13 protein-coding genes and 1 pseudogene are annotated in these 15,339 nt (G+C 72.7%); 10 read left to right on the top strand and 4 right to left on the bottom strand.

Going from position 1 to position 15,339, the window contains the following annotated elements; genetic code table 11:
* Positions 1–14 precede the first annotated feature (14 nt).
* The 3 genes and pseudogenes from ACWD10_RS02065 (at position 15) to ACWD10_RS02055 (ending at position 2,244) form a co-directional block, all read left to right on the top strand.
* Positions 15–512: a DUF2771 domain-containing protein gene (locus ACWD10_RS02065; RefSeq protein ID WP_451085981.1), complete on the top strand. Its 498-nt coding sequence runs from the start codon at positions 15–17 to the stop codon at positions 510–512.
* A gap of 8 nt (positions 513–520) precedes the next feature.
* A pseudogene (locus ACWD10_RS02060) lies at positions 521–1,171 on the top strand (futalosine hydrolase); the annotation flags it as partial.
* Between the two features lie 212 nt (positions 1,172–1,383).
* A complete protein-coding gene (locus tag ACWD10_RS02055) occupies positions 1,384–2,244 on the top strand; it encodes a 1,4-dihydroxy-6-naphthoate synthase (RefSeq protein WP_451086517.1) in 861 nt (286 codons plus the stop codon).
* Positions 2,245–2,272: 28 nt separating this feature from the next.
* Here ACWD10_RS02055 and ACWD10_RS02050 read toward each other — a convergent pair whose 3' ends face one another.
* Positions 2,273–2,656 (bottom strand): cold-shock protein, encoded by a 384-nt coding sequence (locus ACWD10_RS02050; protein WP_451085979.1) that lies wholly within the window; start codon positions 2,654–2,656, stop codon positions 2,273–2,275.
* Positions 2,657–2,849: 193 nt separating this feature from the next.
* Between ACWD10_RS02050 and ACWD10_RS02045 the strand changes: the two genes are divergently transcribed.
* Positions 2,850–3,089 carry a hypothetical protein gene (locus ACWD10_RS02045; protein ID WP_451085977.1) on the top strand — a complete coding sequence of 80 codons (240 nt, stop codon included), beginning with the start codon at positions 2,850–2,852 and terminating at the stop codon, positions 3,087–3,089.
* A gap of 100 nt (positions 3,090–3,189) precedes the next feature.
* Here the strand turns inward: ACWD10_RS02045 and ACWD10_RS02040 are convergent, their stop codons facing one another.
* Complete coding sequence (locus tag ACWD10_RS02040) at positions 3,190–3,867, bottom strand: HAD family hydrolase (protein WP_451085975.1); 678 nt, start codon at positions 3,865–3,867, stop codon at positions 3,190–3,192.
* A gap of 107 nt (positions 3,868–3,974) precedes the next feature.
* Here ACWD10_RS02040 and ACWD10_RS02035 point away from each other — a divergent pair, with 107 nt between their 5' ends.
* The 4 genes from ACWD10_RS02035 (at position 3,975) to ACWD10_RS02020 (ending at position 8,158) form a co-directional block, all read left to right on the top strand.
* On the top strand, positions 3,975–5,003 hold the full coding sequence (locus tag ACWD10_RS02035) for a FecCD family ABC transporter permease (RefSeq protein ID WP_451085973.1): 1,029 nt from the start codon (positions 3,975–3,977) through the stop codon (positions 5,001–5,003).
* A 212-nt stretch (positions 5,004–5,215) separates the two neighbouring features.
* Positions 5,216–6,217, top strand: a complete 1,002-nt coding sequence (locus tag ACWD10_RS02030; protein WP_451085971.1) for a FecCD family ABC transporter permease — start codon at positions 5,216–5,218, stop codon at positions 6,215–6,217.
* Positions 6,218–6,219: 2 nt separating this feature from the next.
* Positions 6,220–7,029, top strand: coding sequence for an ABC transporter ATP-binding protein (locus tag ACWD10_RS02025; protein WP_451085969.1), 810 nt, complete (start codon positions 6,220–6,222; stop codon positions 7,027–7,029).
* Between the two features lie 163 nt (positions 7,030–7,192).
* Entirely contained in the window at positions 7,193–8,158 is a 966-nt protein-coding gene (locus tag ACWD10_RS02020; protein ID WP_451085967.1) for an ABC transporter substrate-binding protein, read from the top strand.
* A gap of 47 nt (positions 8,159–8,205) precedes the next feature.
* Here ACWD10_RS02020 and ACWD10_RS02015 read toward each other — a convergent pair whose 3' ends face one another.
* Complete coding sequence (locus tag ACWD10_RS02015; RefSeq protein WP_451085965.1) at positions 8,206–9,384, bottom strand: hypothetical protein; 1,179 nt, start codon at positions 9,382–9,384, stop codon at positions 8,206–8,208.
* Positions 9,385–9,548: 164 nt separating this feature from the next.
* On the opposite strand from ACWD10_RS02015, the gene ACWD10_RS02010 reads away from it, so the two are divergent.
* Positions 9,549–12,269, top strand: coding sequence for a helicase-associated domain-containing protein (locus ACWD10_RS02010; RefSeq protein WP_451085963.1), 2,721 nt, complete (start codon positions 9,549–9,551; stop codon positions 12,267–12,269).
* Between the two features lie 402 nt (positions 12,270–12,671).
* On the opposite strand, the gene ACWD10_RS02005 is transcribed toward ACWD10_RS02010, so the two are convergent.
* The gene (locus tag ACWD10_RS02005; RefSeq protein WP_451085961.1) at positions 12,672–13,619 is read right to left on the bottom strand and encodes a MerR family transcriptional regulator; all 948 of its coding nucleotides are present in this window, start codon (positions 13,617–13,619) and stop codon (positions 12,672–12,674) included.
* A gap of 80 nt (positions 13,620–13,699) precedes the next feature.
* On the opposite strand from ACWD10_RS02005, the gene ACWD10_RS02000 reads away from it, so the two are divergent.
* Positions 13,700–15,253 carry a dienelactone hydrolase family protein gene (locus ACWD10_RS02000; protein ID WP_451085959.1) on the top strand — a complete coding sequence of 518 codons (1,554 nt, stop codon included), beginning with the start codon at positions 13,700–13,702 and terminating at the stop codon, positions 15,251–15,253.
* Positions 15,254–15,339 lie beyond the last annotated feature (86 nt).

Here is a 15,339-nt window from a genome sequence, read left to right as displayed (position 1 = left end):
GATAGCCTTCCGGCATGACCTCCCTGCGTATGACGGCCAAGGGCCGCCGCACCGCCGCCGCCCTCGGCGTCGCGTCCGCCGGTCTCCTCGTGCTCACCGCCTGTGGTGAAAAGCCCACGCCCCTCGCAACCGTGACCATCGGCACCAGCACGGTGTCGGCCGAGGCCAGCTGCGAGCCCGAGGGTGACGCGAAGGCGCTGTCTCAGAACCAGCTCCAGAAGTGCCTCCAGAGCGCGAAGTCCACGTCCGTGAACTACGCGGCGGGCGACACGCTGCGCCTCGGCGTCGAACCCGAGGTCGTCGAGGGCGGCAAGAAGTGGATCGCGGCGCTCGACGGCAACCCGATCACCGAGCCGTCCAACAAGACGTACCGCAGCTTCCCGAACCAGGACGTCTTCGCGACCGGCGGCCAGGGCGAAGTCCAGAAGTCCAAGAAGGTCAACATCATCCAGGTCAACGAGAGCGGCACCCCCTCCGCCGTCTGGTCCTTCAAGCTCAAGCTGGCCGACTGACCCGGCCCATGCGCGTCCTCGTGGCCACGGCGGTGGCGGCCGAGCGGGACGCCGTGGCGCGCGCGGCCACGGCCGGTCCGGGCGGCGACGGTATCGACGTCGTCGCCGTGGGCGTCGGCCCGGCCGCCGCCGCGGCCGGCACCGCTCGGGCCCTGACCGCCGCCACACTCGGCGGCCACCCCTACGACCTGGTGATCTCGGCCGGTATCGGCGGCGGCTTCGCGCCCGAGGCGCCCGTCGGGTCCCTCGTGGTGGCGGACGCGATCGTCGCCGCCGACCTGGGGGCCGAGACCCCCACCGGGTTTCTGCCGGTGACCGAGCTCGGCTTCGGGACGGTCTCGTACGCGCCGCCCGTAGAGCTCGTACGGGCCCTCGCCGCCGCCACCGGTGCCGCGACCGGCACCGTGCTCACCGTCTCCACCGCGACCGGCACCGCCGACCGCGCCGCCGCGCTGCGCGCCCGCCACCCGGGCGCCCGCGCCGAGGCGATGGAGGGCTTCGGCGTGGCCGAGGCGGCCGCCGCCGAGGGCGTGCCGGTCGCCGAAGTGCGGGCCGTGTCCAACCCGGTGGGACCCCGCGACCGCGCGACCTGGCGGATCGGGGACGCGCTCGCCGCCCTGACGGAGGCGTTCACCGCCCTAGGCCCTGTCTTCCGGACCAGCCCGGCGTCGCGGGGGCTGGCACGCACATCTGCGGCGTTGTCGTCGGTTGCCGACGCTCCGCGTCGCCGCCCTCCTCCGCCTTGCAGCTGCACGCACCAGACCCCGCTCGGGTCACCCGAAGAGCACCGTCGTCCGGAGCCGGGCTGATCCGGAAGACAGGACCTGGCCCCCGTGCTCGCGGACCCCGGCCTCGTACCCGCGAAGGAGCAATTGCCGTGACGTCGCCGCTGCGCATCGCCTACTCGCCGTGCCCCAACGACACCTTCACCTTCCACGCCTGGGCCCACGGCCTGGTGCCCGGGGCGCCGGAGATCGACGTCACCTTCGCGGACATCGACGTCACCAACGGCCTGGCCGAGAGCGGCGATTGCCCCTTCGACATCCTCAAGGTGTCGTACGCCGTGCTTCCGTACGTCCTAGACGAGTACGCCCTGCTGCCCTGCGGCGGCGCGCTCGGCCGGGGCTGCGGCCCACTGGTCCTGACCCGGGAGCCGGGCGTCGACCTGACCGGGAAGACGGTGGCGGTGCCGAGCGAGAAGTCGACGGCGTATCTGCTGTTCCGGCTGTGGGTGGCCGATACCTTGCCGGGTGATGTCGGCGAGATCGTCGTGCTGCCGTTCCACGAGATCATGCCCGCGGTGCGGGACGGCCGGGTCGACGCCGGGCTCGTCATCCACGAGGCCCGCTTCACGTACCGGAACTACGGCCTGCACTGCCTCGCCGACATGGGCGAGCACTGGGAGAACACCACCTCGCTGCCCATCCCGCTCGGCGCGATCATCGCGAAGCGGTCCCTGGGCGCCGAGGTCCTCGAGTCCCTCGCGGCCGCGGCGCGCGAGTCGGTCCTGATGGCCTGGGACGACCCGACGGCGTCACGGGCGTACGTTCTCGAACAGGCGCAGGAGATGGACCCGGCCGTCGCGGACCAGCACATCGGGCTGTACGTCAACGAGTTCACGGCCGGGCTCGGCGAGGACGGCTACGCGGCCGTGCGCGGGCTGCTCACACGCGCGGCGGCCGAGGGGCTCGTACCGCCCCTCGGCCCGGATGCGCTGCGTTTCCCCGTCTGAGGATCCAGAGGGTCTAGATCCAGAGGGTCTATACGTCGAGCTGGTCGGCGACCGCGCGGAGCATCCCCGCGATCTTCGCGCCGTGCGCCTTGTCGGGGTAGCGGCCGCGCTCGAGCGACTGCGAGACGCTCTCCAGGAGCGTGGTGAGGTCCTGCACGATCGAGGCGAGCTCGTCCGGCTTACGGCGCTGGGCGGCCGCGACCGAGGGCGCCGGGTCAAGGAGCGTCACCGAGAGCGCCTGGTCACCGCGCTGCCCGGCGACGACGCCGAACTCCACGCGCTGGCCCGGCTTGAGCGCATCGATCCCTGCGGGCAGCACTGACGAGTGCACGAAGACGTCTCCGCCGTCGTCGCGGGAGAGAAAGCCGAAGCCCTTCTCGCTGTTGAACCACTTGACCTTGCCGGTAGGCACGTCTGTCCGTCCTCGTCTTCGTACTCGTACACGCCGGAAAATCGGCTCTGGATAGCACTACAGCGGGTCGTTCGACCCGCCACACCCAAGGCTAATGCTCCGGGGGCCGGTGACAAGACTGCTTTACGCGCCTCCGACCGGTTCCCGGCCGCACCCCGCCCCGGCCCTTTGGCCAGGGAACTACCCTGGTCGGGTGAGCGACACACCTTCAGGCGCCGGTGATCGGCTCGTCCGGCTCGGCGCGATCGTTTTCTTCGTGGGCGCCGTGGCCACTCTGGTCACGGTCGCCCCGCTGTTTCTGGGCACGGAACCGTTTCCGTCCCTCGCGTACGCGGTCTGCATGCTGATGGGAGTGGGGTTCCTGATCGCCGGGGCGGGTGTGCTGCGGTCCATTGCGGCGCAGCGTCGGCAGGCGAGGTCGGCCGCGGAGTAGAGCGGAGTGCGGAGTAGAGCGGAGTGCGGAGCCGCAGAGTAGAGCGGCTGGGCTTCAGGCCGTAGGGCCTGACGGCTTCAGGCCGTAGAGCTTGACGACTTCAGACCGCGCGGCCGCCGTTCGCGCAGTACTCCGCCAGCCAGGCCGGGAAGCGGGTCAGGTCGTCCAGGACCACGTCGGCGCCCGCGGCGCGCAGTTCGGCCGCGTCGCACGGGCCGGTCGGTACCGCGACGGAGAGCGCGGCGGCGGTGCGCGCGCCCCTTACGTCTCCAATGTGGTCGCCCACATAGACGGACGCGCCGTGTTCGCGGAGCGCCTCCGCCTTGGCCTCCGCCCAGAGCCAGCCGACCACTTCGTCCGCGTCGATGCCGAGGTGGGCCAAGTGGTGCTTGGCGTTCGGCTCGTGCTTGGCCGTCACGACGATGGCGCGGCCGCCCTGGGCGTGCACGGCGGCGACGGCCTCACGGGCACCGGGCAGCGCCAGCGTCGGCTCGATGGCGTGTGTGGGATAGATCTCGCGGTACCGGTCGGACATGGCCTGGATCCGGTCCTGCGGGAACCACTCGGCGATCTCCTGCTCCAGCGGCGGGCCGAGCCGCGTGATCGCGAGTTCGGCGTCGATGAAGGTGCCGGTCTCGGCCGAAAGTGCCTGGTAGGCGGCCCTGATTCCGGGGCGCGAATCGATCAGGGTCATATCGAGGTCGAAGCCGACGGTGAGCGGAACCGTCTCTACAGAAGAAGTGACGGGCGTGAGCTCGGGGTTCTGGTGCGCTGCCATGGGGCCATTGTGCCCGCGGCCCCTCTGGACCCGGCCCTTACACTTAGCCAAGCCTAAGCTCAGCGCGGCTCAGGCAGTTTTGAGACACCCGCCAAGAAAAGGGCCCGATGGCAGCCGTCCTCTCCACCGACTCACGGCGCGCGCCGATGGCCCGGCGCACCGTTCTGACGGCGGCGGCCGTAGTGGCGCTGCTCGTCGCGGTGCTCCTGTCGCTCGCGGTCGGCGCCCGCGCGATCGCCCCGTCCGCCGTATTCGAGGCGCTGTTCGGCTCCGGACACAGCGCGAACGCCGAGGTGGTACGCGAACTGCGGGTCCCCCGCACCCTGATCGGCCTCATGGTGGGCGCGGCGCTCGCCCTGGCCGGGACCGCGCTCCAGGGCATCACCCGCAACCCCATCGGCGACCCCGGGATCCTCGGCATCAGCCACGGCGCCTCGGTGGCGGTCGTCCTCGCGATCGCCTTCGCCGGGGTGCACACGCTCACGGGATACGTCTGGTTCGCGTTCGCCGGAGCCGCGGTGGCCTCGGTCGCCGTGTACGCCATCGCCTCCAGCGGCCGCGGCGGGGCGACACCCGTGAAGCTGGCGCTCGGCGGCGCGGCCGTCAACGCGCTGCTCGTCTCCGTGACGATGGCCGTCCTCACCACGAAGGCCGCGGCGCTCGACGAGTTCCGGTTCTGGCAGGTCGGCTCGGTCGCCGGCCGGAACACCGAAGTCGTCGCACAGATCTGGCCGTTCCTGCTCGTCGGCGTGGTGCTCGTGGTGTCGGTGGCCCGGGGCCTGGACGCGCTCGCGCTCGGCGAGGACGTGGCGAAGGGCCTCGGCCAGAAGGTCGCCACGGTACGGATCGTGGGCGGGCTCGGCGCCACGGTGCTCACCGGCGCCGGTGTCGCGGCCGCGGGCCCGATCGCCTTCATAGGTCTCGCGGTGCCGCATATCGCCCGCGCGCTTGTGGGCTCCGACCACCGCTGGGTCCTGCCGATGGCCGCGCTGCTCGGCCCGGTCATGCTGCTCGTCTCGGACGTCGTCGGCCGCATCGTCTTCCCGCCCGGCGAGGTACCGGCGGGCGTGATGACGGCGCTGATCGGGGTGCCGTTCCTGGTGACGCTGGTGCGCAGGAAGGCGGTTGCGGCGTGAGTTCCGAAGGGCCCAACAGTCCCGCTGTGGGCGGTGCTTCCGCTACCGCTGTGGGCAGTCGTTCCGCAGGGCGAGGGGGGTCCCCCCGCTCGAACGAAGCTGAGAGTGGGGGAGGGTGGGCACAGCCCCCGGCTCCGGGCAACCGTCCCGGGCAGCGTCCAGCCGGTTACGCCGTACTCCGCCTCGGCCGCACCGGGCAAGCCACGTTCCTCGTGCACAGGCGTGCAGTCCTGGTCTCGGCGGGCCTCGTTGTACTCCTGGCGGCAAGCGCCATCGCGTACCTCTGCATAGGCGAAAGCTTCGTCTCCCCCGCCGAGGCCGCGAAGGTCGTCCTCGGCCAACCCTCCCCGGACGAACTCGTCGTCGGCACGCTGCGGCTGCCGCGCATGACCGTCGGCATCCTCGTCGGCCTCGCCTTCGGCGTCGCGGGCGCGCTGATCCAGACCGTCGCCCGCAACCCGCTCGCCAGCCCCGACATCATCGGCATCAGCCAGGGCGCGAGCGCGCTCACCGTGGGTGCGATGACGTTCGGCATCACCTCCTACGCCGTGCTGCCGTACGTCTCCATCGCGGGCGGGCTGCTCGCCGCCGCGCTCGTGTACGTCTTCGCCTGGCGGGGCGGCCTGCACGCCACCCGGTTCGTGCTCATCGGCATCGGCTTCGCGATCGCGCTGCGCTCGCTCACCACGCTGTTCATGACGAAGGGCGACTATCTCGTCGCGCAGCAGGCGCAGATCTGGATGACCGGTTCCCTCAACGGCCGCTCCTGGCCCGAGGCCCAACTGATCGGCTCCACGCTGCTGTTCCTTGTGCCCGCCGTGCTCTGGGCGGCCCGCGCGCAGCGCAATGTGTCCCTCGACGACGACACCGCCACCGCGCTCGGCGTACGCCTTGGCCGGGTGCGGCTCGGGCTCGTGCTGCTCGGCGTCGTGCTCGCGTCGGTGGCCACCGGCACCGCGGGCCCGGTCGACTTCGTGGCGCTGCTCGCCCCGCAGATCGCCCGCCGCCTTACCCGTACGGCGCAGATCCCGCTGGTGTGCAGCGCGCTGCTCGGCGCTGTGATCGTGGTACTCGCCGATCTGCTCGCGCGGCGTCTCTTCTCGCCGACCGAGTTGCCCGTGGGTGTCCTGACGGCCGCCGTCGGGGCCCCGTATCTGATCTGGCTCATCTGTAAAAGGCACAGCACCCACAGCCGTACCGTCTCAGGGAAGTAGAGGTGACAGGCGCCGTGAAGACCCGGCTCAAGGCCGAAGCCCTGACGCTCGCGTACGAGGACCGCACCGTCGTCCACGAGCTCGACCTCGCCGTGCCCGACGGCGAGGTGACCGTGATCGTCGGCCCCAACGCCTGCGGCAAGTCGACCACGCTGCGTGCGCTCGGCAGGCTCCTCAAGCCGAAGAGCGGGTCCGTGCTGCTCGACGGGACCGCGCTCGCCAAGCTGCCCACGAAGAAGATCGCCCAGCAGATCGGGCTGCTTCCGCAGTCGCCGGTCGCGCCCGAGGCGATCACCGTCGCGGACCTCGTGGCGCGCGGGCGGCAGCCGCACCAGCACTGGTGGCAGCAGTGGTCCGAGGCCGATGAGCGCGCCGTGACCGAGGCGATGGCCCGTACCGACGTCGCCGACCTCGCCGACCGGTCCGTGGACGAGCTGTCCGGCGGGCAGCGGCAGCGGGTCTGGATCGCGATGGCGCTCGCGCAGGAGACGGAGCTGCTGCTTCTCGACGAGCCGACCACGTTCCTCGACATCTCCCACCAGGTGGAGGTGCTCGATCTCGTACGGCAGTTGAACCACGACAAGGGCCGGACGGTGGTCGTCGTCCTGCACGACCTCAACCAGGCCGCGCGGTACGCGGATCATCTCGTCGCGATGAAGGCGGGGCGGGTGGTGGCGTCGGGGGCGCCGGCGGAGGTGGTGACGGCGGAGCTCGTGGAGGAGGTGTTCGGGCTCGGGTGTGTGGTGGTGCCTGATCCCGTGACCGGGTCGCCGTTGGTGGTGCCGGGGACGCCTTGGGGGACTGCTGGTTGATTTCTTCTCCCCGGTCCCGCCCCTTCCCGTAACTGGGGGCCTTGCCCTCAGGCCCCCGCTGCCTTGTCCTCAGGCCCCCAGGCCCCCGCTTTATCGCGCTGAACGCGCTCGTCCTCAATCGCCGGACGGGCTGATTGTCGCCTCAACAGTTGGAGCACCGCTCATGAAGAAGCGCAGTCTCACTGCCGCCGCTCTGTCCCTCACCTCCGCCCTCGCCCTGTCCGCCTGCGGCTCCGGAGACGCCAAGGACTCCGCCGAAGCGGGCAACGGCGGTGGCGCGACGCATACCGTCAAGACCGCCATGGGCGAGGTGCGGGTGCCCGACGCCCCCAAGCGTGTCGTCGTCCTCGACACCGCCGAGCTGGACTCCGCGATCACCCTCGGCGTGAAGCCGGTCGGCGCCACGCACGCCGATGTCGAGTCGGGCTTCCTGAGCTACCTGCCCAAGGACAAGGTCAAGGGCATCAAGGACGTCGGCGCGATGATGACACCGAACGTCGAGGCCATCGCCGGGCTCAAGCCCGATCTGATCCTCACCAGCAAGATCCGGCACGAGAAGCTCTACCCGGAGCTCAAGAAGATCGCCCCGACCGTGATGACCGAGAACACCGGCTACCCCTGGAAGGAGAACTTCCAGGTGCACGCCGACGCGCTCGGCAAGAAGGCCGAGGCGAAGAAGGTCGTCGAGGCGTACGACCAGCACGCCGCGGACGTGACGAAGGCGCTCGGCGGCCCGGACAAGGCCGCGGACACCAAGGTCAACGTCGTCCGCTTCGTCGAGGGCGCCGACATACGTATCTACGGCAAGCAGAACTACATCGCGACCATCCTCAAGGACGTCGGCCTGGGCCGCCCCGCCATCACGGACAAGGCCAAGGACGGCTTCTCGTACGACGTGAGCCCGGAGAAGATCGACGCCGCCGAGGCGGACGTCATCTTCCACTCGACGTACGGCGACCCGGTCAAGGCCAAGGAGAAGCAGGCCACCGGCAGCGCCCTGTGGAAGAAGCTGAAGGCCGTCAAGGAGGACAAGGTCTTCGCGGTCGACGACGAACTGTGGATCCAGGGCATCGGCTACACCGCCGCCAACGAGATCCTGGACGAGCTCCGGGCCGACCTGACCAAGTAGGCACGGTCGAACGGAAAGCAAACGGCAAGCAGTGGGGACGGTGGAGGTTACTCCGCCCGTCCCCGCTGCGAGCGCCACACCAGGTACAGCGCCGAGGTGATCGCCGCCACCCGGACCACCCACGGCCAGGTCTCCATCAGGGCGGCCCGCATCCCGTCCCCGTCCGCGGCCACCCGCTCGCCCCAGCGGCGCTCGACCCGCCCCCACAGCCACACCACGCCGGAGGCGGCGACCAGGCCGGGGATGCCGAGGACCGCGAACTTCGCCTCGTTCTGGGTGAGTCGGCGCGAGGTGTACGCGATGGCCCAGCCGAGGCCGAGCGCGACCCAGTTGCCGAGGACGGCGCCCACGACGAGCAGCACCGCGGCGAGCAGCAGCAGCGGGTTGGTGAGCCCGGACGTGACGGCCCGCACGCGCGGGGAACGGCGGAACAGGGCCCTCCGGCGGCCGGTCTCCTTCTCGGCGGCGTCTTGGGCGTCTTGGGGCGCTCCGGGCTCTGCCCCTGTCCCTGTCTCGTTCTCTGTGGTGGCTCCGGTTTTCTGGTTCTTGTCCGCCTCTTCTTCTGTTGCCTTGGATTCGCCGCCGGGTGGGCGCTTGAGCATCTCCGGGATCTCAACGCCGCCGACGAATCCCGGCACCTGGTCCGAGACCCCGAAGGGGCTCGACGAGGGGTCGGAGTCCACCCGCCACCAGTCGGGCTCGGAGCTATGCGGGCTCAGCTCGTCCTCGCCCGCGAGGTGCGGTGGCGACGCGACCGTGGGCGAGACGGGCGGCTCGGCGACCGGCGGCTCCGGCTGCTCTGACTTGGAGAGGCGGGGGCGGGGGATCTTGCGGCGCAGTCTGGCGGCCGTGGACGCGGCGGGGGGCGGTGACTCCTCGCCGGTGCCGTGGCCGGGTGTGTCGGCCTTGGGCCGCTGCTGATGCTGCGGCGTTGCCGGGGCGCTGGGCTGCTCGGGGGCGGTCGACGACGGCGGCGGCGCATCGCCCGGTCCCCCGGCCTCCGCCACCGCCTTCCGCACCAGTGCCTCCGGCGTGCCGAGGTCGGCGAGCAGGCGCCGGATCGCGGCCGGGGAGTCGGCGCGGTCGCTCGCGCGGCGTCGGTCGATCTCGTTGCGCAGGTCCGAAACCAGGCGCATGCGGGCGCCGGAGGGCAATTGGCGCGACTGGGCGAGGTCCCCGACCCGACTCAGAAAGTCGAAGACGAGCTGATCGCTCTCGATCGCCAAGAGGTCCCCCTGCGAAGCCCTGCAAACCTGCCGACAAGTCCCTTTCAGGGAGCGTGCGTTGCCGGGACCTGCGTTACCCGGCGCGGAAAACCGTATCGCGCGCGGCCGCGCTTCCGTGCCCTCGATTGCCGTCGATGTCGGTGACAGCTACTACCGTGTGAAGGATGAGGACCGAGAGCACGTCCGGCGGCAGCGCTCCGAGCGTCCCGCGCACGCTCGCCGAGGAGCTGAGAGGCCGCGACGACGCGTCGCTCGCCGCGCTGCTCCGGGCCCGCCCGGACCTGCTCTCGCCCGTCCCGGGCGACCTGACGCAGCTGGCGACCCGGGCCGTCACGCGGGCCTCGGTGGTGCGCGCCGTGGAGCGCCTCGACACGTTCGCGCTACAGACCGCGGAGGCCCTCGCGGTGGCCCCGGACCCGGCCCCGTACGAAACGTTGAAGGCCCTGCTCACGGGCGACGACGGGGCCGAGGCCGAGGCGGAATCCCGAGCCGGGGCCGAGGCGGAGGCCGGATCCCGGGCCAAGGCCGAATCCCGAGCCGAGGCCGGATCCGGGTCCGGGTCCGGGTCCAGGTCCAGGTCCGATACCCCCGAAGACACCACCCCTGACGCCATCACCCCCACCCACGCCGCCGTAGAGACCACGCTCCCCGCCGCCCTGGCCGCGCTGCGCGAGCAGGCCCTCGTCTGGGGGCCGGACGACCGCCTCCGGCTCGTCCGCACGGCCCGCGACCTGCTCGCCCCCTCGCCGCAGCACCCGTCCCCGACGGGCCTCGGTCCGACGGTCGCCGAGGTCGCCTCCGGGATGTCGCCCGGTCGGCTGCAGCAGCTGCTCACCGCGGCGGGCCTGCCCACGACGCACGACCCGGTGTCCGCGGTGGACGCCCTGAGGGAGCTGTTCACGGACCGTACGAGGATGGCGGCGCTGCTCGACGAGGCGCCCGCCGAAGCGGTGCGGGTGCTCTCCCGGCTCACCTGGGGCCCGCCGTACGGCCAGGTGACCGCCGACCCGGCGCCCCCCGTGCGCTGGCTGCTCGACCGCGGCCTGCTCCTGCCGACCGCACCCGGCACGGTCGTGCTGCCCCGCGAAGTCGCCCTGCACCTGCGCGGTGGGCGCGCCCACCGGGAGCTGCGGCCGCTGCCGCCCGAGGTGCCCGCGGCCGCCGAGCACCGGCCCCGGGTGGTGGACGCGGCCGCGGCGAGCCAGGCGTACACGGCCCTGGCCACGGTCGAGGAGCTGCTCCGCGAGTGGCACGAGGGCGGCCCGGCGGTGCTGCGCGCCGGGGGCCTGAGCGTGCGTGACCTCAAGCGCACGGCGGTGGCCCTGGACGTATCGGAACCGATCGCCGCGTTCTGGGTCGAACTCTCCTACGCTGCGGGCCTGTTGGCCTCCGACGGCGAGGCCGACGAGCGGTACGCCGCCACACCCGCGTACGACGACTGGCTGGAGCTCTCCGCCCCCGACCGCTGGGCGGCGCTCGCCACCGCCTGGCTGGCCGCGACCCGCACGGCGGGCCTGGTCGGCAGCCGGGACGGCAAGGACCGCACGCTCTCCGCACTCGGCCCGCACCTGGACCGCTCGGCCGCCCCGGAGGTACGCCGCCGCGTCCTCGACCTGCTCGCCGAGCTGCCGGAGGGCGGCGCCCCGGACCTGGAGGCCGTGCTCGCCCGGCTCCGCTGGGAGCGGCCGCTGCGGGGCGGGAGCCGCGCCGGTACGGGAGAGGGCGACGGCGACCTGCGCTCCCAGCTCGCCCAATGGGCGCTCTCCGAGGCCGAGTTGCTCGGCGTGACCGGCCGGGGCGCGCTCTCCACCCACGGCCGCGCGCTGCTCGACGCCACCTCCGACGCCACAGCCGCCGACGCCGCAACCGCAACCGCAACCGCCCATCGCACGACCGATGCCGTCGATGCCGCAACCGCCGACACGGCGAACGCCCACTCCGCCACCCCCGCCTCCGCCCTCGCCCCGCTGCTCCCCGAACCCCTCGACCACGTCCTGCTCCAGGCCGACCTCACGGCCGTCGCGCCGGGACCGTTGCGGCGTCCGCTCGCGGAGACGCTCAGCGTGCTCGCCGACGTGGAGTCGAAGGGCGGCGCGACGGTCTACCGGTTCACGCCGGGCTCGGTGCGCCGCGCCCTCGACGCCGGCCGCTCCGCCTCCGACCTGCACGACTTCCTCGTACGCCACAGCCGTACGCCGGTGCCGCAGCCGCTCACGTACCTGATCGACGATGTCGCCCGCAGACACGGCCACTTGCGGATCGGCGCGGCCTCGGCGTACGTACGCTGCGACGACGACGCGCTCCTGAACGAGATCCTGGCCGACAAACGCGCGAGCGCCCTGCGCCTGCGCCGCCTCGCCCCCACGGTCCTGGCCGCCCAGGCCGACCCCGGCACGCTCCTCGAAGGCCTGCGCGCGATGGGCTTCGCGCCCGCCGCGGAGTCCCCCGAGGGCGACGTCGTGATCACCCGCGCCCACGCCCACCGCACCCCGCCACGCACCGCCCCCGCCCCGGTCCCGGAGGGCCCGCCCGCCCCGGACGACGTACTCCTCGAGGCCGCGCTGCGAGCGCTGCGCGCCGGGGACGCGGCGTCGCGCGCGGGAAGCGAGGCGGTATCCGAGGGCGCGGCGGCCCCCCAGACCCTGCCCGACGGCGAACTGCCCCGCACCACCCCCGCGGAGACCCTCGCCACGGTCCAGACCGCGGTCCTCACGGGCGGCCGCCTCTGGATCGGCTACGTCAACGCGGAGGGTGCGGCGAGCCGCCGGGTGATCGCGCCGGTGCGGGTCGAGGGCGGGTTCGTGACGGCGTACGACCATACGGCGGACGAGATCCGGACGTATCCCCTGCACCGGGTCACCGGGGCGGTCGAGCTGGCGGACTGACGCCGTGACGCCACGGACTCTCGGCCGATGATCCCCAACTCCCGTTGGGCGCACGGCATTCCGCCTAAGGTGGAGGGGATGCCGTAGCGGCGGGCATAGACGGGCGTAAACGGGCGCAACGGGGGTGACCATGACCGTGCTGCGCACGGCAGGGTAAGGACGATGTCCCCTCGCTCGGGGATGTCCGGGCCTTCTGGCCGCCCCTGTCCGACTCCGGCCAAGTGGTGGGCGCCAGCGGGTCGATCTGCCTCGACGGGGCGGGAAACCCCTGGGAGAAGCCCGTGCCCGTCGCCCGCCTCGACTTCACCGGGGGAATAGCGGCACCGCAGCTCGCCACGGTGGCCTGGCCGGACGGAAAGCCGCCCGCTCCCCCGTGCACCCGGGGCCGTTGAGCGCCGAAGCTCACCCCAAGGCAGCCTCCAGCCACTCATGCATCACCCCAGGCGTCGGCTCCGAAGCGGGCCGCAACTCCGCGACCAGGTCCCAGTAGTGGCCGATGCGGGCCTCCGCCGCCAGCAGGGCGGACAGGCGGCGTCGGAACTCCGGGGTGTCACGGGCGCCGAGCGCGGCGGCGTGTGCGGCGACGAAGGCGTCCAGGGCCTGTCCCGCATGCGGCGCGTTCCCTTCCCGTATCTCCGCCGCGGTGAGTACGTGGGCCTCGCCCAGGCCCTCGTACAACAGCGCGGGCCGGTAGTCGGCGCCGCTCCGGTGGGCCTCGGGGCGGCAGTGTGCGTCGACCACGGGACTGCACGTCGAGACGAAGGCGTGCAGCCGGGCGAAGGCAAGCACCTGCGCCGGGGTCGGGTCGTCGGGCACCTGAGGCACCGCCTCGTCGAGGAAGGCGGCGACCACCCGGCCCGACATCCGCGGCGGCAGCCAGGCACGCCAGAAGCGGGCGAACGCCGCGGTGTTCGGCGGGGCCCCGGAGCCGGGCAGCCCACCGATCAGGCGCAGCCACTCGGCGCGCTCCTCGGGCGCCCCGTCGCGCAGCAGCCGCAGTGACGCCTCCTGCCAGCGCAGCGCGGCCAGGCGTGCACCCACGTCGCTGAGCCGGTCCTCGAGTACGTCCCCCAGAGCCTCGCCCAGGCCGTCGTCGAGCCGGTCGTCGTGGTCGGCCAGGCGGTCGAGGATGCCGCCCACCTCGGGCACCGGCAGGTCGAGGGCGCGCAGGGAGCGGATCAGGCGGAGCCGGTCGAGCGCCTCGGGCCCGTACCGGCGGTGCGCCCCGGCGCTGCGGGTGGCCTCGGGGAGCAGCCCGCGGTCGGAGTAGAAGCGGACGGTCTTGACGGTGACACCGGCACGTTCGGCCAGTTCCCCGATGCTCCAGAGATCAGCGTTCTCGGCGGTCACGGCTTGAACCTCCCTCTGGGGGAGTTCCTACGGTACCGACGCGCGACCGGCGCTCACTCACCACCTGCGAGGAGGCCCTTGTGACGGTATTCGTGCTCGTGTCGGAGGCATTCACCGGCGGCTGGATCTGGCGGGAGGTGGCTCAGCACCTTCGGGACGCCGGGGGCGAGGTCCACGCGGTGACGCTCACCGGTATGGGAGAGCGGCACGAACTCGCCGGTCCGGACACGGACTTGGAGGTCCATATCCAGGACGTCCTGGACCTTCTGGACCTCCTGGGCCCGCTCGACGAGTCGCCACGCGCGGGGGACGTGGTGCTCGTCGGGCACGGCTACGGCATCCATCCGGTGCTCGGCGCCGCCGACCGCCGCCCGGACCGGGTCGCGCGGATCGTGTACGTGGACGCGCCGCTCGCTCAGGACGGCGACCCGGCACTCAAGGCGGTCCCGGACGCGGGCCTGCGCGACCGCCTGGCCCGTATCGCCCAACGGCCGCAGGACGCCGGTCCCATGCACCGTGCTGCGCCCGCCCCCGCCCCCGCCCCCACGCGCGACGGCTGGGCATCGCTCGGCAGCACGGAGGGCCTGACCCCGGAGCACCTGGACCGCCTGACGGCCCTGGCCGCCCCGCAACCCCTGGGCACCCTCACCCAGCCCCTGCGGCTCACGGGCGCGGCGGCGACCGTCCCGACGACGGGCGTCCTCTGCACCGCCAACGGTCTCGGCATCGCCATGCTGGAAACCGTCGTGGCACTGGGCGACCCCCGGTTCGCCGCGCTCACGGCCTCCACGACTCGCTTCTTCGAACTCGCCACCGGCCACTGGCCGATGCTGTCCGAACCGGCGGGCCTCGCCGAGGTGCTCCTGAAGGCGGCGGCGGGTGACGGCGCACGGCTCACCCCGAAGCAGGACGAGACCCCGCCGCACCTGCGCCCGTTCCTCCTGGACGTACCGGAGTATCCGCGGGAGCGAACGGGCCGCCTCGACCTGCACCTACCACCCGGCGACAGCCCTCGCCCCGCCATCCTCTTCATCCACGGCGGCCCGGTCCCCGAACACACGACCCCGACCCCGCGCGACTGGCCGACCCTGCTCGGCTACGCCCGCTGCGCCGCGCAGCTCGGCGCGGTCGGCGCGGTGGTCGACCACCGCCTCCACGACGTGACGGACTTCCCGAGGGCGGCGGAGGACGTGGCGGCGGCCGTCGCGCGGCTCCGTGCCGACCCTCGCGTGGACCCGGACCGTATCGCCCTGTGGTTCTTCTCCGGCGGCGGGCTGCTCACGGCGGACTGGCTGGCGGCCCCGCCCCCGTGGCTGCGCTGCCTGGCGGCGACGTACCCGGTCATGGCCGCGCCCCCGAACTGGGGCGTGGACCCCACCCGCTTCCACCCGCCCCGGGCGGTGCGCGCGGCGGGCCGCCTGCCGATCGTCCTGACCCGCGTGGAGCTGGAGAGCCCGGAGTTCGCGGCGACGGTCGCGGAGTTCACGGCGGCGGCACAGGAGTCCGGCGCGAATCTGGAGATCATCGACGTCCCGGGCGCCCACCACGGCTTCGAGGCGATCGACCACACAGAGGCGACACGACAGGCGGTGCGACGGGCCTTGCGCACGGTAGTCGGGCATCTCGGCACCTGAGCCGCACGTGATCTGCGCCTCTCAGCTTTCGCGTGTTATGCGGCACACTGGACGTTTGGCCGCTTGGCCGCAGCGCTGACCGGCCG

The sequence above is a fragment of the Streptomyces sp. NPDC002851 genome, from assembly GCF_053591935.1.
This window is presented reverse-complemented; position numbering and strand designations above follow the sequence as displayed.

What these genes read in the sequence shown, in the direction of transcription:
- ACWD10_RS02065 (WP_451085981.1), top strand. Translation starts at nt 15, where the DNA reads ATGACCTCCCTGCGTATGACGGCCAAGGGCCGCCGCACCGCCGCCGCC.
- ACWD10_RS02040 (WP_451085975.1), bottom strand. Translation starts at nt 3,867, where the DNA reads ATGGCAGCGCACCAGAACCCCGAGCTCACGCCCGTCACTTCTTCTGTA.
- ACWD10_RS02035 (WP_451085973.1), top strand. Translation starts at nt 3,975, where the DNA reads ATGGCAGCCGTCCTCTCCACCGACTCACGGCGCGCGCCGATGGCCCGG.
- ACWD10_RS02020 (WP_451085967.1), top strand. Translation starts at nt 7,193, where the DNA reads ATGAAGAAGCGCAGTCTCACTGCCGCCGCTCTGTCCCTCACCTCCGCC.
- ACWD10_RS02010 (WP_451085963.1), top strand. Translation starts at nt 9,549, where the DNA reads ATGAGGACCGAGAGCACGTCCGGCGGCAGCGCTCCGAGCGTCCCGCGC.